The organism is Nonomuraea guangzhouensis, from assembly GCF_019396345.1.
Taxonomy (GTDB): Bacteria; Actinomycetota; Actinomycetes; order Streptosporangiales; family Streptosporangiaceae; genus Nonomuraea; species Nonomuraea guangzhouensis.
Map to the genome: position 1 here is coordinate 43,390 of NZ_JAHKRM010000022.1, position 20,830 is coordinate 64,219.

The following is a 20,830-nucleotide window of genomic DNA, read 5'->3' on the forward strand; positions in this document are numbered from 1 at the left end:
TGCGGCTCGTCACCAAGCGGCGGCCGGGGCGCCGGGGATGACGTCGTGCCCCACGCTTTGGGGACGGTGGATGGCGAGCTGCCGCACTTGGCCGGTCTCCACGTTCACCGCGTACGTGATGTGGCGGTTCTCGTTCCAACGGTCCGACGGGACGGCGGCGAGCGTGACCTCGACCGCGCTCAGCCAGGCGCCGAGGGTGAACGAACGGCTGCCCTTCGGCAGGCCGCGCATGGTCAGGTGCCGAGCGAACAGCCGAGGGGCTCCGCGGTCTCCCGTTCGCTGCGATCTTCGTAGAAGCGCAGGACGATCACCGCGCGTTGCCGGGGCGTGAGCCTGGTCAGCACCTGGTGCAGGACAATGCGATCGATCGTGGCGGCGTCGTGCGCGTGGCCGCGTTCCGGCGGGTCTACGTTGGGCGACTCCCGTCGTTTGCGCCGCTGCCACGAGATGTACTGGTTGATCAGGGCCTTGCGCGTGTACGCCTCGGGGGTGCCGTGCCGGACCAGTCGGGGCCAGTGGTTGGCGACCTTGAGCAGAACGCTCTGCATCAGGTCCTCGGCGAGGTGGGCGTCTCCCGTGAGCAGGTACGCGCTCCGCATCAGCGCCTGCTGGCGGGCGAGCACGAACTCGCGGAAGCCGTCATATCTCCCCAAATTGTGTTCTCCTCTCACCCGATACTCACGCCCGTGAGAGGCGGATAAGTTGGAACCTCGGCCTGGAGAGAAACGCTGGGGAAACGGTCTCCTGGCTAGGACTGGAGCTTCACATCGGAGCTTCGGCCTTCCAGGAGAAGTGATTCATGGTTTCGCGTCAATCGGCAGTCGCCCGCGTCGTCTCGGCGGGATGCGCGGCATTGGCTCTGAGCGTCTCCGCGCCCGCCATCGCGTCGACGGACAACGCCTCCGTCAAGGTAGGGGACGTGCGGAAGGCGATGGCGGCCTTGGTGAAGTCAGGCCACGTGGTGGGCGCCATCGGCGAGGTGTACGTGAACGGCAAGCGGGCCGGAAAGGGATCGGCCGGATCCCGGCTGCTCGACGGCGACGGTGGTGCGATCCCCTCCACCGCCCGCTACCGGATCGGCTCACAGACCAAGAACATGACCGCCACCGCGGCCCTGCAACTCGTGCGGAGCGGCGAGCTGAAGCTGGACGACAAGCTCAGCGAGCTGCTCCCCGAGGTGGCGGAGAAGGATCTCGTGGAACGGGCCGACGAGATCACGGTACGCGACCTGATCAAGCAGACCTCGGGCATCCCCGACTTCCTCACCCCCGACATCGACCCGCTCGACTCCACGGTCACGTATCGCCCCGTCGACTTGCTGTCCGCCTCTCGCAAGCGGCAACGGCCATCGGAGATCGGGACCTTCAACTACTCCAACACCAACTACATCCTGATCGGAATGATCATCGAGAAGCTGACCGGGCATTCGCTGGCGACCGAGCTCAAGCGGAGGATCTTCACCCCGCTGGGCATGCGGGACACCTACCTGCCGGTCAAGGCCGCCGAGGGGATCAAGGGCCCGCATGGGCACGGCTACATGGTGGATGAGACGGGCAAGGTGCTCGATGTCGACAAGCTCAACGCCACCACCATGCTGGGCGCCGGCGGCGTGATCTCCACCGCGCACGATATCAGCGCCTTCGAACGCGCGTTCGTTCAGGGCAGGCTGCTGCCGGACTCCCTGAGCAAAGTGATCACCGACCCGGCGCCCGGCCAGCAGCCGCCGCCGAAGGGCGGCCTGTGCGAGGGCAACCCCAGCTTCCAGCCACGCGGTGGCAGTGCTCCCGGCTTCGTCGCCGTGACCTACACCTCCCCGGACGGGAAGCTGCAGTTTGCGGTCTCCGTGACGGTGGCCGCGGACGATGCCGAGCGCGGCGGTGTGGGGAGGCGCGTCGACCAAGCCCTCATCTCGGTGTTCTGTCCCGCGTCGGCTGCCGGCTAGCTCCCTACGCAAGGTCGCCGCCACGCTCGACGCCGGACCGATGCGGCTCTACGGCTACGTCGCCACCAAGGACGAGCTCCTGGACCTCATGGTCGACGCGGTCTACGCGGAGATCACCCCGCCCGAGCCGACCGGCGAGGACTGGCGCGCCACCCTACGATCGCTGGCGCACCGCACGCGGCAGGCCGCCCACCGGCACGAACAATGGCAAAGGGCATCGGGCCCCTACATCACCCGGATGCTCGCCACCGGCCGCTACCCCACCCTCGCCAGGGCCATCCACGACGGCACCCACCCCGACACCGACACCACCTTCGACACCGGCCTCGACTGCGTCCTCGACGGCATCGCCGCACGACTCGGCAGCCAACGCCGATGACAGGCACCGCAAACGCGAGAGCGCTGGCTGCCGATATGAGTTCCGCCACATTGCCTGTCTGAGTCCTGTCAAAACACCAGTTGATGTGATCATCTCAGCCTAAGATCACATCCATGCTGATTCGCCGGACATTACGGATGATCACCGTCCTCACCGCGACCTGCGCCGTAGCGCTCACCGGAGCGGTCGCGAGCGGTGTGGGGACAGCGCAGGCCGACCAGGCTCAGGCGTCGTCCCAGAAGCAGTTGCTGTTCTACAACCACGCTTACAGCGTCGTCGACCGGGAGACGGCCGACGCCATCGAGAACTCCGCCTACCTGCGGGAGTTCGCCAACTTCGAGGTCCGTACCACGACCGGTGGCGGAATGACCTGGAAGGGCCGCTACCTCAAGGGCCGCGAGACCTACATCGAGCTGTTCAGCGAGGGCGACCTGCCCGGCCAGGACGCCCTCTACGGCTCCGCCGGGCTCGGCGTCTCGACCGAGCGCAGCGGTGACCTGGCCAAGGTGACCGCGAACCTGGCCGACCTGGGCATCAGCGACCCGGCCAAGTACCGCCAGACGCGCGACTTCGGCGACGGCGTCCCCGTGCCGTGGTTCGACACCATCCGCACCACCTCCGAGCAGTACGAGCACTTCGACCCGTGGGCGATGGAGTACTTCCCCGAGTACTTCGCCGACCCGCGCAGCCAGACCGAGCCGGAGAGCTACCCCGGTGACGTCAGCCGTGAGCGCTACCTGCCCGACGCCTACGCCGACCATCAGATGCGGGACGTGACCAGCATCCGCATGGGCGTCACCGCGCGCGATCTCGCCAACACGATCCCCCTGCTCCAGGCGGGCGGATTCGAGGTCACGAAGGTCGGCGGCGGTGTGATCGCGATGGGCGGCGGCACCACGATCACGCTCGACTCCGTCGAGCGCGCGAAGGCGGGCCTGAAGCAGGTCACGTTCTCGCTCAACCAGGCCGCGGCGGCCAAGCACGAGGAGCGCATCGGACGTTCGACGCTCACCGTGGGCCCGGGCGCCGTCGTCCGGGATGTGTGGGCGCTGGTTCAGCGGCGGCCGCGGCGGGCGGTGCCGAAGATGGATCTGACGATCTCGCGGCCGAGGGCGGACGCCGCCGACCGCGCCAGCGAGCGGAACTCCTTCGACTCCAGTACGGAACGCGGCGGTTCGGGTTCCGGTTCTCTGCGCCTTTCCGGCTCGCGCGGGGCCGCGGGGGTCTTGGCGGGCTGCTGCGCGGCCAGTTTCGTGGCCAGGATCTCGTAGGCCGACTCGCGATCGACCGCCGTGCCGTACTTCTGCTGAAGCGGTGAAGAGGCGATGGCGCCCTGGATCACGTCCGGGCTCGACGGCGCCATGAGCGTCTGGGGGGCACGCAGGCGCGTATAGGCCACCGGGGTCGGCGCGCCCGTCTCCGACAGGACCGTGACGACGGCCTCGCCGATGCCGAGCTCGGTGAGCAGGCGCTTCAGGTCGTAGGAGGACTCGGGGAAGGTCGACACGGTGGCCTTGAGCGCCTTGGCGTCCTGAGGGGTGAAGGCGCGCAGGGCGTGCTGCACGCGCGCGCCGAGCTGAGCCAGTACGTCGGCGGGCACGTCCTTCGGTGTCTGGGTGACGAAGAACACGCCCAAGCCCTTCGACCGGATCAGCCGCACGGTCTGGGTGATCGACTGCAGGAACGCCTTGGACGCGTCGTTGAAGAGCAGATGCGCCTCGTCGAAGAAGAACACCAGCTTCGGCTTGTCGACATCGCCCACTTCGGGAAGCACGTTGAACAGATCGGCGAGGAGCCACATCAGGAAGGTGGAGAAGAGCTGCGGCCGGTCCTGCACGGCGGGCAGTTCCAGAACGGAGATCATCCCACGGCCGTCCGGCGTCACCCGGATCAGGTCGCGTACGTCGAACTCCGGCTCGCCGAAGAACGCCCCCGCCCCCTGCGCCTCGAAGTTGGTCAACGCGCGGAGGATGACCCCCGCCGTCGCCGCCGACAGCCCGCCGATCCCGCTCAGCGCCTCCGGCGTGGTGGTCAGATACCGGATGACCGCGATCAGGTCCTTGAGGTCCAGCAGGGGCATGCCCTGCTTGTCGGCGAAATAGAAGATCAGCCCGAGCGACGACTCCTGCGTCTCGTTGAGCCCGAGGACCTTGGCGAGCAGGGTGGGCCCGAAGGCGGTCATGGTGGCGCGGATCGGGATGCCTGACCCCAGACCGCCCAGGGAGAGGAACTCCACCGGATAGGACTCGGGGTTCCACGTCTGCCCCACCTCGGCGGCACGCTGGGTGACGCGCTCGGAGGCGGTGCCCGGTGAGGCGAGCCCCGACAGGTCGCCCTTGATGTCGGCGAGGAAGATCGGCACGCCCTGGGCGGCGAGTTGCTCCGCCATGAGCTGGAGCGTCTTGGTCTTCCCGGTTCCGGTGGCGCCGGCCACCAGTCCGTGCCGGTTCAGCATGCTCAAGGGGATGCGGATCCGCGTCGACGGGCCGGTGGTGCCGTCCTCACGCACCAGGGCCCCGAGTTCCAGGGCCGGGCCCTCGAAGTCGTACCCCTTCATCGTCATCACCTCTCCTCCGATGCCCGCGTTGCTACTACCCACCGTGACGCATCGGTCGCAAAGGATGACTAAAGAGGCGTCAGTCTCCTTCGGCGTCGAAGAGGCTCCTGCACAGCCGCGCCCTGAACCCCTCGAACCGGAGGCAGGGCGATCGGTGCTTGACGCTCTTCAGACGATGTTTCGACACGGCCGCTGGACGGGAAACGGGCTTGGACGCAGGAGCCACGTGACCGGCGGCCGGTGACGGGAGTGAGGGAGAGGCCGGTGCGGCGCTCAGAGTTGTCGTGGCCGCCATGGCCGCCACACGTTGCTGGACCGGCGGCTGAGGGTCCTGGGCGGTGCGTCCCAGCAAGTAGCCGAAGCCGATGGCTCCGGTGAGCGCGAGAGCGAGCGCCATCCACGCCGCTCTCCCCCTCCGTCGCGGTCCGGATGGTGTTCTGCGGATGAACGCCGACGGCGGAAGCATGTTCGTCGTCACCGCTTCAAGATTTCCGCTCAGCTCCCGGATCAACCCTCCAACCAGGGGAAAGGGCCGGCTCCGCGATGCGGGGCCGGCCCAGAACTCATGCGGAGGAGGTGATCACCCCAGACCGCTCTTCATCGCGGTGATCAACTCACCGTTGGTGGTGTCGCCGCTGAGCTCCCAGAAGAAGGCTCCGCCGAGCCCCTGACCCTTCGAGTAACTCATCTTGCCGCCGATGGTGCCGGGCGTGTCGTAGCTCCACCACTGGCCGCCGCAGTAGGCGTAGGCCGTGCCGGCGACGGTGCCGGTGGCCGGGCAGCGGGTCTTGAGCACCTTGTAGTCCTCGATGCCCTGCTCGTACGTGCCGGGCGCCGCTCCCGACGCGGTGCCGCCGGGGGCCGACTGCGTGACCCCGGTCCAGCCGCGGCCGTAGAACCCGATGCCGAGCAGCAGCTTGCTCGACGGGATGCCCTTGCTCTTGAGCTTCTGGATGGCGTTGTCGGAGTAGAAACCCGCCGTCGGGATGCCCGAGTAGGAGGTGAGCGGCGAGTGCGGGGCCGTGGGGCCCTGCGCCGCCCAGGCGCCGAAGTAGTCGTAGGTCATGACGTTGTACCAGTCGACGTACTGCGCGGCGCCGCCGTAGTCGGCCGCGTCGATCTTGCCGCCGCTGGTGCCGTCGGCGGTGATGGCCGCGGTGACGAGGTTGCCGGAGCCGAAGCGGGTGCGCAGGGCCGACATGACGTTCTTGAACGCGGCGGCGCCACTGGTGTCGCAGGTGAGGCCGCAGGCGTTCGGGTACTCCCAGTCGATGTCGATGCCGTCGAACACGTCCGCCCAGCGCGGGTCCTCGACCAGGTTGTAGCAGGAGTTGGCGAAGGCCGTCGGGTTCTGCGCGGCCTGGGTGAAGCCGCCGGACCAGGTCCAGCCGCCGAAGGAGAAGAGCACCTTCAGGTTCGGGTACTTCTTCTTGAGCTTGCGGAGCTGGTTGAAGCTGCCGCGCAGCGCGCCCGTGTCCCAGGTGTCGGCGACGCCGTCCACGCTCTCGCCCGCCTGGTAGAAGCGGTCGTAGTCGGCGTAGCTGTCGCCGATGGCGCACTGCCCGTTCTGTACGTTGCCGAAGGCGTAGTTGATGTGGGTCAGCTTGGCCGCCGAGCCGCTGGTGTCGATGTTCTTGACGTGGTAGCCGCGCTGGTAGACGCCCCACTGGACGAAGTACCCGAGCACCTTGTTGCCGCCGCCGGTGCATCCGGTGGTGGCGCCGGTGGCCTGGGCACTGGCCGCGGACTCGCCGACCGAGTTGTACGCCTTGACGGTGTACGTGTGCGAGGTACAGGCGCTCAGCGACCCGATGGTGGCCGACGTGCCGGTCACCGTGGCCCTGACCGTGCTCCCCTCGTAGACGCGGTAACCGGTGACGGTGCCGGACGAGGCGCCCCACGACAGGGTGATCGAGCTGCTGGTCGAGCCGGTGACGTTGGGCGTGCCCGGCTGGCCGGGAGCGCCGGTGCCGCCCGAGGTGGAGGCGGTGACCGCGGCGCTGGCGGCCGAGACGTTCCCGGCGGCGTCGCGGGCGCGCACCGTGTACGTGTAGCTGGTCGAGGCCGCGAGCCCGCTGTCGGTGTAGGTGGTGCCGGTGGCCGTGCTCACCTGCGTCGAGCCTCGGTAGACGTCATAGCCGGTGACGCCGACGTTGTCGGTGGCGGCGTCCCAGGCCAGTGAGACGCTGCTGGAGGTGGTGCCCGTCGAGCGCAGGTTGGCGGGCACGGACGGCGCGGTGGTGTCGGTGCCGCCGCCGGTGACCGGTTTCCACAGCGCGGGCACGTTGGGCGGCTCCCAGCCGGGCTGGGAGGTGTGGCTCTGGATGCACTCGTAGTCGACGCCGTTGTAGGTGACGCGGGTCCCCGCCGTGTACGCGGTCCACGGGGCCCACGCGGCGGCGAAGGCGACCGAGGTGGCGCCGTACGCGCCGGTGGGGACGGCGACCGTCGCGGTCAGCGGCAGGAGGAGCGCCGCTAAGACCGCGAGGCCCTTGCTCAGGATGGTGTGTCGTCTCATAGGTGTTCCGACCTCCGGCGGGTTGGGGGGTGGATGGGAGGTCCGACGGGAAACTTATAGTAAAGTTTCCTGTCAATTATGAGACGACGCTAGCCTCTGCCTGCGGGGTCGTCAATACGTGATCGCGAAAACGAAAAACTCGCCCCGAGGGCCTCGGGGCGAGCGGGTATCGCGGCTACTTGCCGTCAGGGACGGCGGGCTTCTCGTTGGTCCAGCCGACCGTGTACGTCTCCACCTTGGTCTTGCCCGGCAGCGGCTTACCGTCGGCGGTGGCGCCGGTGTACTCGGCCAGCAGCGTCATGGTCTCGGTGTCCACGATGAGCACCGTGCCCTTGGTCATGTTCGACGGCAGGGCCAGTTTCTGCCCGGAGCGGCCGAGCGGATCCTTGGCCCGCCCCAGATCGGTGACGCCCTTGGTCGTCTTGAGTGCCTGGAAGGCGGCGCTTCTGACCTTCGGCGGCACCGGGGTCTCGTACAACATCCGGCCCAGATTGATGGCCACGTACGAATCCAGGTTGGACAACCAGTCGTCGATCTTAGAGTTCGGGGAGGTGGTCTTGGCCTCCTCGGCGGCCTCGTCGATCCAGGCCTTCACGTCCGCCACGACGTACTCCTTGAGGGCGGCCGGATCCGACGGCAGGTTCTGGAGCTGCTGGTAGGTCACGGTCTTCTCGCCCAGGCGGAAGCCCTTGGGCTCGCCCTTCGTCGGCCCCACAGATCCCTTGCCGGGTTCCGTGGAAAGGGAGATCTTCATCCCTTCCGTGCGGTAGTTCCACGATTTCGGCGAGCCGTCGGCGCGCCAGGCCGCCTCGTCCTTCTCGGTCGTGGGCCGGGCGCCGAGCGGCCGGTAGCCGAACCAGCCCTTGCCTTCGGGTGTCTTCCAGTGGGTGGAGGCCCGCCGCTCCGTCAACCAGTAGCCGCTGCCGACCGGCCGTGGATGGGCCAGGGTCAGGACCGACTCGACTCGCCAGTACGCGCCCCCGGGCGGGGTCGCCTGCGCGGGTACGGCGAACACTCCGGTGAAGGCCAAACCGGCTGCGGCGGCGATCAGCGATCTCACTTCTGCTCCTTCAGTGGGTTGTCATCTGTCCAGACGCTCTCCTGGATCGCGGTGAACCGCAGGAGACGGCCATCTGCCGTGTCACGCGTCTCGATCGAGAGGGGCATTCCGGTGGCTGGATCGATCACCAGCCGATTGCGGGTGCGCCCCGCGTACTCGGTAAAGGCGAACTCCCCAGACTGGTATTCAAGGGCCTGCCCGGTACGTCCAAGCGTGTCCGTCTGCTGGCCGACGGCCGAGACGCCTGGCATCGACGCGAGCAGACGGTAGGCGGCGGCCCGGGTCTCGCTCGTCACCGGCGCGTACACGAGGAGCCGCACGACGTCGTCGACGAGCGCCTGGTCATCCACGCCGGAGAAGAGCGCGCGCAACCCTTCGGGGGTCTCCGGAACCTCGTTCATCCTGGTGAGCGGCTTGCCTGCCAGGACGATACGGAAGTCCCAGTCCTCGCTCGAAAAGGTCCACGGCTTGCCCCGGGCCGCTCGGACGACGCCCGGCGGCCCCTCGTCCGTGATCAGGTCAGGGGCGTTCTTCCCGTAGGTCCAGGACGTGGGTGCGCCGGCCGCCCGCCAGGCGGCCTCGGCCTGGGAGCTCGCGGGCGCGGCGCCGAGGTACGTCTCGCGGTACCAGGTGCGGGTCTCCGGGTCTGCCGGGATCCACGACTCCACCGACTTGGTCTGCCGCAGCAGGTAGCGGTGGCCGGGGTCGTAGAACTCGCGGCCGTCGATCAGCTTGCTGCCCCACCAGGCGCCCGAGTCGGACGTCGCCGCCACCGAGGTCGCGGCGGCCAGCAGGATCCGGTTGGCGTTCGCCGGAGCGACCGCGCCATGCGTCACGACCGGCCGGTCCGGCAGCACCCCGGTCAGCAGGGCGACGGCCGCCGCCCCGGCCAGGACGAGCCCCAGCGCGCTCCTTCTGGCGATCTTGCGGCCCCGCCGGACCCGCTCCTGAGCGAACGCGCCGGCCAGCCGTTCGCGCCCGGCCCGCTCGACCTCGGGCGACAGCGGCGGCGCGGGCAGCAGTTCGCGCACCGCCTGGTAATCATCCATCGGAGCCTCCGTTCAAGGGATTGACGCCGCCCAGAGCGGCACGAAGCTTCCTGCGCACCCGCGACAGACGGGACCCGACGGTGCCGTACGGGATGCCGAGGGCCTTGGCCACCTCCTCGTGGCTCAGCTCGCCCAGGGCGCTCAGCAGCAGCACGTCCCGGTCGCCTTCGGACAGCGCCTGCAGTTCCGCCGTGAGCCGCGCCTGCTCGTTCGCGGCGTCGACCCGGCTGACCACGCGTTCCTCGTGGCCGTGCTCCGCGTCCTGACCCTTGGCCGCGCTGCGGCGCAGCGCCGCCAGCTTCCTGGTCTCGGTACGCCGGTGCAGCGCGATCAGGTTGCTCGCGATGCCGTACAGCCAGGGGCGCACCTCCCCGCGCTCGGGGTCGAACGTGGCCCGCTTCCTGAACGCGGTGAGGAACACCTCCGCGGCGAGGTCGTCGGCCGCCTGCTGGTCGAGCCGCCTGCCCAGGTACGCGTGGATCTCCCGGAAGTAGCGGTCGTAGAGCTCGCCGAACCGCTCGGGTTTTCGGTACGACGCCTTCAGCAGGTCCGTATCGCTGATCGCCCCCGGAGGATCAACGAGGCGGAGCGAAACCGTCGGGTTGGCAGTCACACCTGTACTCAACCGATGGGGCGCTCTGCTTTCACGCCATCACCCGACATACATGGAATTAACACTCGCCCCGGCAATCTTCATGGTGACCGGCCGGTCGTCATCCGCAAACATTCAGAGAAGAGACTCACATGAGACGCGCACTTGGCGCCGCCATTCTCGCCGTGGCGGCCTTCGGCACCACCGCTGCCCTGTCCACTCCGGCGTTCGCGGCGGACGACCCGTCCCAGCCGGCGCTCATCACCAGCGACCAGCTCACGCCCATCCTCGAATGCGCCGAGCCGGACGTCGAGCACGTCGAGCTGTTCAAGGTGGTCAAGGGCGAAAAGGTGTACAAGGGCGAGGCGGGTATCCGCATCTCGGAGCGGATCGACGGCCCCGAGGCATGCGGCCCGGCAGGGAAGATGAAGTGCGTGGTCAAGCGCAAGGACGGCGACCGCTGGCACGTCAGGTTCCGTGACGAGAAGGGCGTCGTGCACAACCGCAGGTTCACGGAGAGGGTCGACGCCCAGCGCTTCACGAAGAAGGACAAGCACATCGCCAAGTGGATCGGCTGCTCCGTCGAGCGCTGAGCCCCATGGTGACGGGCGCGGACCCCGCGCTCGTCACCGTCGCTGAAGGGCCACGTGGTGGGGTTCGCCCGCGAGCAGCTCGACCTCCTCCCGGTACGCGGACGCGCGGTGGATCAAGGTGACCCGCTGATCCACCGGCGACCGCAGCACCGCCCTGACACCCCCCGAACCCCAGGTCAGCTCCTCGACGACGACCCGCCCCCGGCAGGCGACACCGCGAATCGTCCCCTTCGGCAGCAGATCCGGTACGGCGGGCAGCAGCTCCACCACCCCCGGCCGGGAGTCCACCAGCAGCTCGATGAACAGCCCGTGCAGCGTGTGGGCGGCGTCGGCGTTGTAGATCTCCCGGCCGGGGTTGTGCGCGGTCATGAGCGACCGGAAGAGCATGTCCGTGCCCAGGATCTTCATCAGGTTGGTCCTGACCAGCTCCGCGTCCTTCAGCCGGGCCGCCACCAGCGCCCGGTGCAGGCTGCCGTGGGCCGACAGGTTCTCGTCGCCGCGTAGTTCCAGGGCGCGGTGCGCGGCGGCGGCCAGCTCCGGCTCGTCGTCGGGGTTGATCTCGTGCAGCGGCCACACCGGGTACAGGTGGCTGACATGCCGGTGGTCCTCGTGCGGGGCCACGTCCCACGCCCACTCCGTGAGTGCGCCCCGATCATCGATCCGGTACGGCGGCACCCGCTCCGCCAGCGGGGATCCGGCGAGGCGCAGGGCGTGCCGGGCCGCCGCGAGGTCCATGGTCGCGTTGACGCTCGCGTACGAACCTCCCTCGGGACCCACCTCGGGCGAGAACGACGGCACGACCACGAAGCCGGACCCGGTCAGGAAGCCCTCCCAGAACGCGGCCGCCTCAGCCAGCCAGCCGGGCAGCTCCTCGGGCAGGTCACCGGTGACCTGGTGGTGCTCGTGCAGCGGGTACAGCAGCCAGTCGGCCCCGGCCAGCCACATCGTCCACGGCCAGTCCTCATTGAGGTGGAACAGGTAGCCGCTCTCCCCGTCCGTACGGCTCGGCGCGAGGATGCCGTCGAGGCCGTAGATCTCGCGGGCGTTGACCCGCCAGTGGTCGATCTGGTCGCGGATCAGGGCGGCGTACCCGGTCATGAGCTCGGGCATCGCGCCGATGTTCACCCCGGCGACCTGCAGGTTGAGGTTCGCGTCGGTGGTGAAGTCGCCCGACCAGGCCGCACCCCACGCGCCCAGCCACAGACCGGTGAGCCGTGGCGGGAGCACGCCCGAGGAGCTGAGCAGCAGGTAGCGGCCCGAGTGGAACAGCCGCTCGACCAGCGCCGGGCCGGGCTCGGCGATCAGCTCGCCGACCGGCGGGTCGCCTGCCACGTCCAGGTCGAGGGTCACCCGCTCGTAGATGGGCCGATGGACGGCGACGTGCCGCGCCAGCAGCTCACCGTACGAACGACCGGCCAGAGCGGTGAGCGCGGCTTCCAGCCGGTCGGTGCCCCAGCCCGGCTCCTCGTACCGGTCCAGTTTCGTCAGCAGCAGCGTCTCGCCCCGCGTGACCACCACGTCCCCCGTCACGGAGACGTCGTCGGCCAGGACGAGCGTCAACCCCTCGAACCCGGCGGCCCCGAGCCCGGCCGGATAGGCGCCACGGACGCTCAGGAAGACGCGCCCACCCTTCTCGTACGCGGAGGTCTGGTAGACGACGTCGTCCGGCTTGCCCGGCAGGTCGCCGGTGAGATGGAGCCGCAGCTCACCGGTCAGCCGCTGCACCACGACGGAGTCGGCGCGGGAGACGAACGCGTGGTGTGCGCGCTCGCCCGACATGACGGCGATCTCCCCGGTCGCGAAGTCGGTGGAGCGCCGGTAGGGACCACTGGATCGACCTTCGACGACCAGCTCGTACCCCGGATGGAACGCCTGCGTCCAGGCCAGCTCCCGCCCGTCGGCCGCCACCCGCTGGGCCTCGGTGGCCCGCCCGGACAGGATCAGCTCGCGGATCTCCCCCAGCCGGTCGGCGATCGCGGGCGGGCGCAGGTCGCGGGTGCCGTTGGGCAGGACGAAACGGTGGTGGTTGAACACCACGCGCTGGGCGTGCGGCTCGCCGTAGACCATGATCCCGTATTCACCGTTACCGGACAGGAACGCGTCCTCCCAGGTCAGACCGGGCTCGTTGTCGTGAATGCGGTGCTCGGGCATCGGACCTCCGACCAGGGGTAAGCGCTTTCCAGCACAGCCTATTAAATGCTACAAAAGCTTGACGTAGCGAAAGAATTATGTCGAAACTAGGGACGTGTCAGCACCCGAGGTCTCCTTCGACACCCACCCCGACCGCTACCGCCACCTCCGCGTCGAGTACGACGGCGAGATCGCCCGCATCGTCCTCCAGGTGGATGAGGACGGCGGCCTGGTCCCCGGGTACGAGCTCAAGCTGAACTCCTACGACCTGGGCGTGGACATCGAGCTGTACGACGCGGTCCAGCGCCTGCGCTTCGAGCACCCCGAGGTCCGCGCCGTGATCGTCACCGGCGGCCTGGCGAAGGTGTTCTGCGCGGGCGCCAACATCAGGATGCTCGCCCAGTCATCGCACTCCTGGAAGGTGAACTTCTGCAAGTTCACCAACGAGACCCGCAACGGCATCGAGGACGCGACCGCCCACTCCGGCCAGACCTACCTGGCGGCGATCAACGGCACGGCGGCCGGCGGCGGCTTCGAGCTGGCGCTGGCCTGCGACCGGATCATCCTGCTCGACGACGGCTCCACGGCCGTGTCGCTGCCGGAGGTGCCGCTGCTCGCCGTGCTGCCCGGCACCGGGGGCCTGACCCGGCTGGTCGACAAGCGCGGCGTACGCAAGGACCTGGCGGACGTGTTCGCCACCCGCAGCGAGGGCGTGCGCGGCCCGCGCGCGGTGGAATGGGGCCTGGTCGACGAGGCGGTGCCGCGCAGCAGGTTCGAGGAGACGGTCCGGCTGCGCGCCGCCGAGGCCGCCGCCCGCTCCACCCGCCCGCGCGACGTCGCCGGGATCCCGCTGACCCCGCTGGAGCGCGAGGTGAGCGCGGACGCGATCCGCTACCCGAACGTCACCGCGGACCTCGACCGGGCGAACGGGCTGGCCACCATCACGGTGTACGGCCCGCGCCAGGAGAGCGAGTCCTGGCCGCTGGCGGTCACCCGGGAGCTGGACGACCTGATCCTGCGGCTGCGCACCAACGAACTGGAACTCGGCACCTGGGTGATCAGGACCCAGGGCGACGCCGGGCGAGTGCTCGAGGCGTGGCAGGGCGACGAGTGGCCGGCCGACGAGATCCGGCACTACTTCAAGCGCACGCTCAAGCGCCTGGACGTGACCAGCCGCAGCCTGATCGCGCTGATCGAGCCGGGCAGCTGCTTCGCCGGGCCGCTGCTGGAGCTGGCGCTGGCCTGCGACCGCCAGTACATGTTCGACGAGGACGGCACCGCGATCACCCTCACCGAGGCGAACTTCGGCGCGTTCCCCATGGGCAACGGGCTGTCCCGGTTGGCCGCCCGCTTCCTCGACGACCCCGACCACCTCGCCAAGCTGCGGCAGGAGACCGGCCGCGAGCTCGACGCCACCGAGGCGGCCGAGGCGGGCCTGGTCACGTTCGCGCTCGACGACATCGACTGGGCGGACGAGGTACGCATCGCGCTGGAGGAGCGGGCCTCACTGAGCCCGGACGCGTTGACCGCGATGGAGGCCAACCTCCGCTTCGCCGGTCCCGAGACGCTGGAGACCAAGATCTTCGCCCGGCTGACCGCCTGGCAGAACTGGGTGTTCAACCGGCCCAACGCCGCGGGCCCCGAGGGCGCGCTGCGACGTTACGGCACCGGGCAGCGGCCCGCCTTCGACCGGAAGCGAGTGTGACATGTCCATCGATTACGGCGAGCGCATCCCGAACAACGTCAACCTGGCCGAGGACCGGCGGCTGCAGCGGGCGCTGGAGTCGTGGCAGCCCGGGTTCCTGCGGTGGTGGGGCGAGATGGGGCCCGCGCTGCCGACCCAGGACGTCTACCTGCGTACGGCGGTGGCGGTGGGCCGGGAGGGCTGGGCGCACTTCGACCACGTGGCGCTGCCGGACTACCGGTGGGGCATCTTCCTGGCCGAGCGCGACCCCGACCGGCGCATCGCCTTCGGGCAGCATCGGGGGCAGCCGGTCTGGCAGCAGGTGCCCGGCGAGTTCCGCGCCGAGCTGCAGCGGCTGATCGTGGTGCAGGGCGACACTGAACCGGCCAGCGTGGAGCAGCAGCGCCGGCTCGGGCTGACCGCGCCCAGCCTGTACGACCTGCGCAACCTGTTCCAGGTGAACGTCGAGGAAGGCCGGCACCTGTGGGCCATGGTCTACCTGCTGCACGCCTACTTCGGCCGCAGCGGTCGCGACGAGGCCGACGCCCTGCTGCTGCGTAACTCCGGCAGCGAGGACTCCCCGCGCATCCTGGGCGCCTTCAACGAGGAGACCCCGGACTGGCTGTCGTTCTTCATGTTCACCTACTTCACCGACCGCGACGGCAAGTACCAGCTCGGCACGCTGAAGGAGAGCGCGTTCGATCCGCTCAGCCGTACGTGTGAGTTCATGCTGAAGGAGGAGGCCCACCACATGTTCGTCGGCACCACCGGCGTGGACCGGGTGGTGGAGCGCACCGCGACGCTGATGCGCGAGCACGACAGCGACGACATCCAGAAATATGGGGGAATCCCCATTGATGTCATCCAGAAGTACATCAACTTCCACTACAGCGTCAGCCTGGACCTGTTCGGCGGCGAGACCTCCACGAACGTGGCCAACTACTACACCGCCGGGCTCAAGGGCCGCTGGCAGGAGGAACGCCGCAAGGACGACCACCTGCTCACCGAGGCGGCCACCACCGTCCAGCAGGTCGTCGACGGCCGCCTGACCGACGTGCGCCTGCCCGCGCTGACCGCGCTCAACGCCGACCTACGCGGGGAGTACATCGCCGACTGCGCCACCGGCCTGACCAGGTGGAACCGCATCCTGGACGGCGTCGCCACCCTCTACCTGCCGCACGTCGGGTTCAACCGCCAGGTCGGCGCGTTCGCCGGTCATCACGTCACCCCGGACGGCCGCCTCATCGACCGGGCGACCTGGGAGCTCGACCGCGACCGCTGGCTGCCCACCTCCGCCGACAAGGCGTACGTCCACGGTCTGATGCGGCCGGTCTACGAACCCGGCAAGATCGCCGCCTGGCTGGCCCCGCCGCGCAACGGCATCAACGGCCGGCCGCTGGACTACGAGTACGTCCACCTCTGAAACCTCAAGGGTGCGGGCCACGGAAGGCGCGAGGGGGGACCTTGCCGTCATACAACTGGCTGACCGTCACGAAGTGGAAGCCGCGCTTGGACAGCCGCTTCAGCACCTGGGGGATCGCCTGCACGGTGGTCGGCTGGATGTCATGGAAGAGGATGATCGATCCGGGCCGCGCCGGACGGACCGCGGCACGGGTCACATGCGTGCTGTTGCGGTAGAGCCAGTCGAGCGTGTCCACGTCCCACAGCACCAGCGGGTGCGGCGACTGCCTGCGGACGATGCGGTTGAACGAGCCGTACGGCGGGCGGACCAGCGTGGGGGTCACCCCGGTCGCCTTCAGGATCGCCCGGTCGGTCCTGAGCAGGTCCGCCCGCACCCCGGCGGGGGACAGTCTGGTCAGGTCGCGGTGCGACCAGCTGTGGTTCCCGATCTCGTGCCCGGCCCGCATGGCTCTGCGCACCACACCGGGGTGCATGACCACGTTCTGCCCGACGACGAAGAACGTGGCGTGCGCCCGGTAGGCGGCGAGGTACTTCAGCAACCTGTCCGTGTACGGACTCGGGCCGTCGTCGAAGGTGAGCGCCACGCACTTGACCCGGCGGCAGTCGACCGAGCCGTCCGCCGTGTAGCCGGGCAGCGCCAGCCGCTCATCCGGCCGCATGACCTGGGCCTGCGCCCGCCGGCCGAAGTCCGACAGCAGCGGCTCCACCTCGGCGCGCGGCAGCACGGCGTGCGCCTGGCCGACGGCCCCCGCCGCCACCTCACCTTCGTCGAAGGTCACGACCAGGTCGCCGCTCCTGGTGAAGGCCAGGTCGTCGAGCGTCCGGGGGTCCGTGAGCCGCGCCTGCCCGTCGATGTCCGCCAGCGCCTTCTGGGTCAGCGCCTCGAACCTGCTCATGGACGGCGGGTTGATGAGCGAGAGCGCGGGCACCACCTGCCCCTTGGCGCCGTCGTACCAGCGGGACGTCGTCGACTTCCCGTCGCCGGCGCCACCGAGCTGGTAGACGGTGAACCGGACCCCGATCACGTCACCCGAGGCGGCCAGGAAGCCGAACCCGATGTTCAGCTCGGGCGCCTTCACCTCCGACTCGCCGCAGCCGCTCTCGCGCGCCCACTCCAGGAACCCGGCCCGCCGCTCCTCGACGAGGCGGCGCAGCTCGTCCGTCAGCGGCTGCGCACCAGGCACCTGCGGGTACGTGGTCGACCAGACGCACGACTGCTCCTTGCCGCTGTCGCGAACCACCCGCAACCCGTTGATCCACGTCGGCGCGACCGTCGCGACCGGATCATCCGATCGGACGGACGCCTGCCATACCTTGGTCTCCTGTCCGGTCCCCCCGCATGATGTCGATGTCAACGTGACCACCGCCATCGCAGCCATCAACCGCCTCATGTGCACGACCCCCCGTCGTTTCCACCCCTGACCCGGTTCGACTCCTGCTTTCACCCATTTGTTCTCTGTTCGTGGAGCACGGCGTCCTGGATGGCCTACTTCGACGGTAACCCGGGTGGTCAGCTACGTTTGCCCACCATGAGTGACAATCGCATCCCGCCCCCCTTCATCGGCGACGAACGCGCCATGCTCGACAACTGGCTCGAATGGCATCGTGGGACCCTGGCCGTCAAGTGCGCCGGCCTGTCGGCGGAGCAGCTGCGCCTGCGCTCCGCGTCGCCGTCGGGCATGTCGCTGCTCGGCCTGGTCCGCCACATGGCCCACGTGGAGCGGGCGTGGTTCCGGGGCGTGCTGAACGGTGAGGTCGGCCCGAAGCTGTGGGGCAAGGACACCCACCAGGACGCCGACTTCGATGACGTCGACACCGCCTCGGTCGACGAGGCGTTCGCCACCTGGCAGGCCGAGATCGGGTACGCCCGCAAGGTGTCGGCCGGGGTCCCGCTCGACGCCGTGGGCAAGCAGCAGCGCCACGGGCAGGACTGCTCCCACCGGTGGATCCTCGTCCACATGATCGAGGAGTACGCCCGCCACAACGGCCACGCCGACCTGCTGCGCGAGCGCATCGACGGCGTGACCGGCGAATAGCGGTTACTTCACGCTGTCAAGCGTCCGATAGATCGTCTGGTCGAATTCCGCCCGGCAGCCCTCGCCCGCCAGGTCCTGCACCCACAGGCCGACGAAGGCGCCGGTGAAGCCGAACGCGCGGATCTGGCCGTCCACGAACTCGTCGGCGTGCTCGTCGGACAGGATCGTGGCGTCCAGCTCCGCCGGGATGACCTGCCAGCCGTGGCCCACGTCGTACGAGAAGCGCAGGACAGGCCCGTCGAACTCGGCCCGCAGCCCCATGCCGGAGACGGCCTCGGCTGTGCCGCACACGGTCCGCTTGCCCCTGTCGCTGCTGGTGAGCACGAGCCCGTCGGTGGTCAGGGCGAGATAGTGCCAGTTGCGGGAGTTGTAGTAGGCGGTGATCCCGGCGGCCTGGTGGACGCTGCCGGGCTCGAAACGCACGACCGTCTCCAGCGTGGACGTCACGCTGGTGACCCGCCGGGCGACCAGGCTCGGGGTGCGCAGGCCGTACGGTGACTGGCCGCCCTCGATCGTCAGCCGGTCCCCTTCCACGCGCAGCCAGTCGGGCGAGGCGGGCCGCCGCAGCGTGCTCCAGTCGGCGGCGAACGGCTCGTGCAGGCGGGAGTCCGGGTGCGGGTGCGGCGGCAGGTCGGGGGCGGGCACCTCGACGGCGGGCACGCCGCCCGCCACCCTGGGCCAGCCGTCCGTCCACTCCACCCGCTGGATCGCGGTCTCCCTGCCCAGCACGCAGGGCCCGCGCCGGGTGTAGGGCCGGGCCGCCAGGTGCGCGAGGTACCACTCGCCGCCCTGCGTCTCGACCAGGCACCCGTGCCCGGCCTTCTGCAGCTCAAGCGTGGGGTCGTGGCGGGCCGTCAGCATCGGGCCGGCCGGATCCTCCTCGTACGGCCCGGCCAGCTCGCGTGACCTGAGGACCGTGACGCCGTGCTCGTAGCCGGTGCCGCCCTCGGCCACCATCAGGTAGTACCAGCCGTCGATCCGGTACAGGTGCGGCCCCTCGGTCAACTGGCGGTTCGCCAGGATCGTCCGTGGTGCTCCGCCGGCCAGCGGCTGGAGCTCGATGCCCGCGAAGCCGTGGCCCGGACGGGAGTCGAAGACCATGTTCAGCAGCCAGGAACCGCCGTCGTCGTCGTGGAAGAGCGCGGCGTCGAACCCGCGCCCCGGCAGCCTGACCGGGTCCGACCACGGGCCGTCGATCGAGGGCGCGGTGACGAGGTAGTTGGCGATGTCCTTGAAGCCGAGGGCGTAGTTGTCCATCACCCCGTACACCAGGTGGAACAACCCGTCGTGATAGGTCAGGTCGGGCGCCCAGACGCCGCCGGAGTCGGGCACTCCGGACAGGTCGAGCAGCCGCCGCTCGGTGAGCAGGCCGCCGATGGGCCGCCAGTGGACCAGGTCACGCGAGTGGTGGACGCGCACCCCGGGGTACCACTCGAAGGTCGAGGTGGCCAGGTAGTAGTCGTCGCCGACGCGCAGGATCGACGGGTCGGGGTGGAAGCCGGGCAGGACGGGATTGCGGATCACGAGGTCTCCCATAGAAACCGGTCGCCGTGAACATACGGCTGCGTGCCGCATACGTTACATAAGACGCATATGACCTGCACTGTTGAACTTAAGAGGAAGTGCTTCTACCGTAGACAACGGTTTCTATTCAAGGAGGGCCTGGCGGTGATCGCCGTAGACTGCGAGCGTTCCGCGAGACGCCACGCTCGGCCGCACTGCTCCGCCTGAAGACCATGGAAGGCCAGCCTTGTCGCGAAGAGTGACCCCCGAGGACGGCGAGCGCGCCACCATCCGCGACGTCGCCGCCCGGGCGGGCGTGTCGGCGTCCACGGTCTCCCGGGTGATCGCCGGCGACTACCCGGTCGCCCAGTCCACCCGTGTGCGGGTGCTGCGCGCGATGCGCGAGCTCGACTACGTGCTCAACGTGCACGCCAGGGCGCTGTCCGGGGCGAGCACGAAGATGGTGGCGTTCGTGCTCGACGACGTCACCGGGCCCTCCTTCGCCTACGTCGCCAAGGGCGTGGAGCAGCAGGCCACCGCCGAGGGGCGGCTGTGCATGGTCTGCACCACGCACGGCGATCCCTCGCGCGAGCTGGCCGTCGTGGAGGCCATGCGCGAGCAGCGCGCCGACGCGGTCATCCTGGTCGGCGGCGGCTCGCTCGACGACACCTACCGCGAGCGCATGACGCACTTCGCGCACGCGCTGGACAAGGCGGGCTCCCGGCTGGTCCTGTGCGGGCGGCCGTCGCTGGGCGACGACGTGCCCACCACCGTCGTCGAGTACGACAACGAGGGCGGCGCCTACGCCATGACCAGCCACCTGCTGTCGCAGGGCCATCGGCGCATCGTCTACCTCGGCGCGGTCAGCTCGGAGGACGCCAGCACCACCAAGGTCGGCAGGGACCGGGGGTTCACCCGCGCGCACGAGGCGTACGGCGTGCCCTACGACCCCGATCTGGTCGTCCCCACCAGCTTCGACCGCGCGGCGGGCTACGAGGCGACCAAACGGCTGCTGGCCAGGGGGGCCGACTTCACGGCGGTCTTCGCGGCGACCGACATGGTGGCCGTGGGCGTGTTCGCCGCGCTGCGCGAGGCGGGGCTGCGCATTCCCGACGACGTGTCGGTGGCGGGCTACGACGACATCCCGTTCGCCGCCGACCTGGCGCCCGGTCTCACGACGGTGCACATCCCCACCGAGGAGCTGGGCCGCACCGCCGTACGCCTGGCGCTCAACCGACACGAGCCGCAGCACGTGGTGCTCGGCACGCACATCGTGGTCCGGGGGTCGGTCAAGCCGCCGTCGATGCGATAGGAGTCTATTTACTACAATCTAGGTAGGGTATGGTGGTTTTCCCCGACCACCAT

Annotated in this window: 17 protein-coding genes and 1 pseudogene; 8 read left to right on the forward strand and 10 right to left on the reverse strand. The window is 69.4% G+C overall.

What is annotated here, in order from left to right:
* Positions 1-9: 9 nt before the first annotated feature.
* Together KME78_RS38635 and KME78_RS38640 are read right to left on the reverse strand one after the other, a co-directional pair.
* Positions 10-231: a hypothetical protein gene (locus tag KME78_RS38635; protein WP_219534428.1), complete on the reverse strand. Its 222-nt coding sequence runs from the start codon at positions 229-231 to the stop codon at positions 10-12.
* 2 nt (positions 232-233) lie between these two features.
* Positions 234-653: a SigE family RNA polymerase sigma factor gene (locus tag KME78_RS38640; protein WP_219534429.1), complete on the reverse strand. Its 420-nt coding sequence runs from the start codon at positions 651-653 to the stop codon at positions 234-236.
* A 146-nt stretch (positions 654-799) separates the two neighbouring features.
* Between KME78_RS38640 and KME78_RS38645 the strand changes: the two genes are divergently transcribed.
* From KME78_RS38645 to KME78_RS65060, 3 genes and pseudogenes are all read left to right on the forward strand, one after another.
* Positions 800-1,942 (forward strand): serine hydrolase domain-containing protein, encoded by a 1,143-nt coding sequence (locus tag KME78_RS38645; protein ID WP_219534430.1) that lies wholly within the window; start codon positions 800-802, stop codon positions 1,940-1,942.
* Positions 1,943-1,982: 40 nt separating this feature from the next.
* On the forward strand, positions 1,983-2,321 hold the full coding sequence (locus KME78_RS38650; protein WP_246652826.1) for a TetR/AcrR family transcriptional regulator C-terminal domain-containing protein: 339 nt from the start codon (positions 1,983-1,985) through the stop codon (positions 2,319-2,321).
* Positions 2,322-2,458: 137 nt separating this feature from the next.
* Positions 2,459-3,337 (forward strand): annotated as a pseudogene (locus tag KME78_RS65060) (DUF5829 family protein); the annotation flags it as partial.
* Positions 3,338-3,375: 38 nt separating this feature from the next.
* Here the strand turns inward: KME78_RS65060 and KME78_RS38655 are convergent.
* The 5 genes from KME78_RS38655 to KME78_RS38675 form a co-directional block, all read right to left on the reverse strand.
* Positions 3,376-4,884, reverse strand: a complete 1,509-nt coding sequence (locus KME78_RS38655; RefSeq protein WP_246652827.1) for a helicase HerA-like domain-containing protein — start codon at positions 4,882-4,884, stop codon at positions 3,376-3,378.
* A 574-nt stretch (positions 4,885-5,458) separates the two neighbouring features.
* Positions 5,459-7,396, reverse strand: a complete 1,938-nt coding sequence (locus KME78_RS38660) for a glycosyl hydrolase family 18 protein (protein ID WP_219534432.1) — start codon at positions 7,394-7,396, stop codon at positions 5,459-5,461.
* A 175-nt stretch (positions 7,397-7,571) separates the two neighbouring features.
* A complete protein-coding gene (locus KME78_RS38665; protein ID WP_219534433.1) occupies positions 7,572-8,456 on the reverse strand; it encodes a hypothetical protein in 885 nt (294 codons plus the stop codon).
* Positions 8,453-9,505: a hypothetical protein gene (locus KME78_RS38670; RefSeq protein WP_219534434.1), complete on the reverse strand. Its 1,053-nt coding sequence runs from the start codon at positions 9,503-9,505 to the stop codon at positions 8,453-8,455. The genes KME78_RS38665 and KME78_RS38670 overlap by 4 nt, the downstream gene beginning before the upstream one ends.
* Positions 9,498-10,118: an RNA polymerase sigma factor gene (locus KME78_RS38675; protein WP_308127294.1), complete on the reverse strand. Its 621-nt coding sequence runs from the start codon at positions 10,116-10,118 to the stop codon at positions 9,498-9,500. Before KME78_RS38675 ends, KME78_RS38670 begins: the two co-directional genes overlap by 8 nt.
* A 131-nt stretch (positions 10,119-10,249) precedes the next feature.
* Here KME78_RS38675 and KME78_RS38680 point away from each other — a divergent pair, with 131 nt between their 5' ends.
* Positions 10,250-10,690, forward strand: coding sequence for a hypothetical protein (locus tag KME78_RS38680; protein WP_219534435.1), 441 nt, complete (start codon positions 10,250-10,252; stop codon positions 10,688-10,690).
* A 33-nt stretch (positions 10,691-10,723) separates the two neighbouring features.
* Here the strand turns inward: KME78_RS38680 and KME78_RS38685 are convergent, their stop codons facing one another.
* Positions 10,724-12,841 carry a glycosyl hydrolase family 95 catalytic domain-containing protein gene (locus KME78_RS38685; protein ID WP_219534436.1) on the reverse strand — a complete coding sequence of 706 codons (2,118 nt, stop codon included), beginning with the start codon at positions 12,839-12,841 and terminating at the stop codon, positions 10,724-10,726.
* Between the two features lie 94 nt (positions 12,842-12,935).
* On the opposite strand from KME78_RS38685, the gene boxC reads away from it, so the two are divergent.
* Complete coding sequence (boxC, locus tag KME78_RS38690; protein ID WP_219534437.1) at positions 12,936-14,525, forward strand: 2,3-epoxybenzoyl-CoA dihydrolase; 1,590 nt, start codon at positions 12,936-12,938, stop codon at positions 14,523-14,525.
* Between the two features lies 1 nt (position 14,526).
* Positions 14,527-15,927 carry a benzoyl-CoA 2,3-epoxidase subunit BoxB gene (gene boxB, locus KME78_RS38695; protein ID WP_219534438.1) on the forward strand — a complete coding sequence of 467 codons (1,401 nt, stop codon included), beginning with the start codon at positions 14,527-14,529 and terminating at the stop codon, positions 15,925-15,927.
* Positions 15,928-15,931: 4 nt separating this feature from the next.
* Here the strand turns inward: boxB and KME78_RS65065 are convergent, their stop codons facing one another.
* The gene (locus KME78_RS65065) at positions 15,932-17,281 is read right to left on the reverse strand and encodes a polysaccharide deacetylase family protein (protein WP_246652828.1); all 1,350 of its coding nucleotides are present in this window, start codon (positions 17,279-17,281) and stop codon (positions 15,932-15,934) included.
* Positions 17,282-17,455: 174 nt separating this feature from the next.
* Here KME78_RS65065 and KME78_RS38705 point away from each other — a divergent pair, with 174 nt between their 5' ends.
* Positions 17,456-17,962, forward strand: a complete 507-nt coding sequence (locus tag KME78_RS38705) for a DinB family protein (protein WP_219534439.1) — start codon at positions 17,456-17,458, stop codon at positions 17,960-17,962.
* A 3-nt stretch (positions 17,963-17,965) separates the two neighbouring features.
* On the opposite strand, the gene KME78_RS38710 is transcribed toward KME78_RS38705, so the two are convergent.
* Positions 17,966-19,486 carry a glycoside hydrolase family 43 protein gene (locus KME78_RS38710; protein ID WP_308127295.1) on the reverse strand — a complete coding sequence of 507 codons (1,521 nt, stop codon included), beginning with the start codon at positions 19,484-19,486 and terminating at the stop codon, positions 17,966-17,968.
* Positions 19,487-19,712: 226 nt separating this feature from the next.
* Here KME78_RS38710 and KME78_RS38715 point away from each other — a divergent pair, with 226 nt between their 5' ends.
* The gene (locus KME78_RS38715; RefSeq protein ID WP_219534441.1) at positions 19,713-20,777 is read left to right on the forward strand and encodes a LacI family DNA-binding transcriptional regulator; all 1,065 of its coding nucleotides are present in this window, start codon (positions 19,713-19,715) and stop codon (positions 20,775-20,777) included.
* The last annotated feature ends 53 nt before the right edge of the window (positions 20,778-20,830 follow it).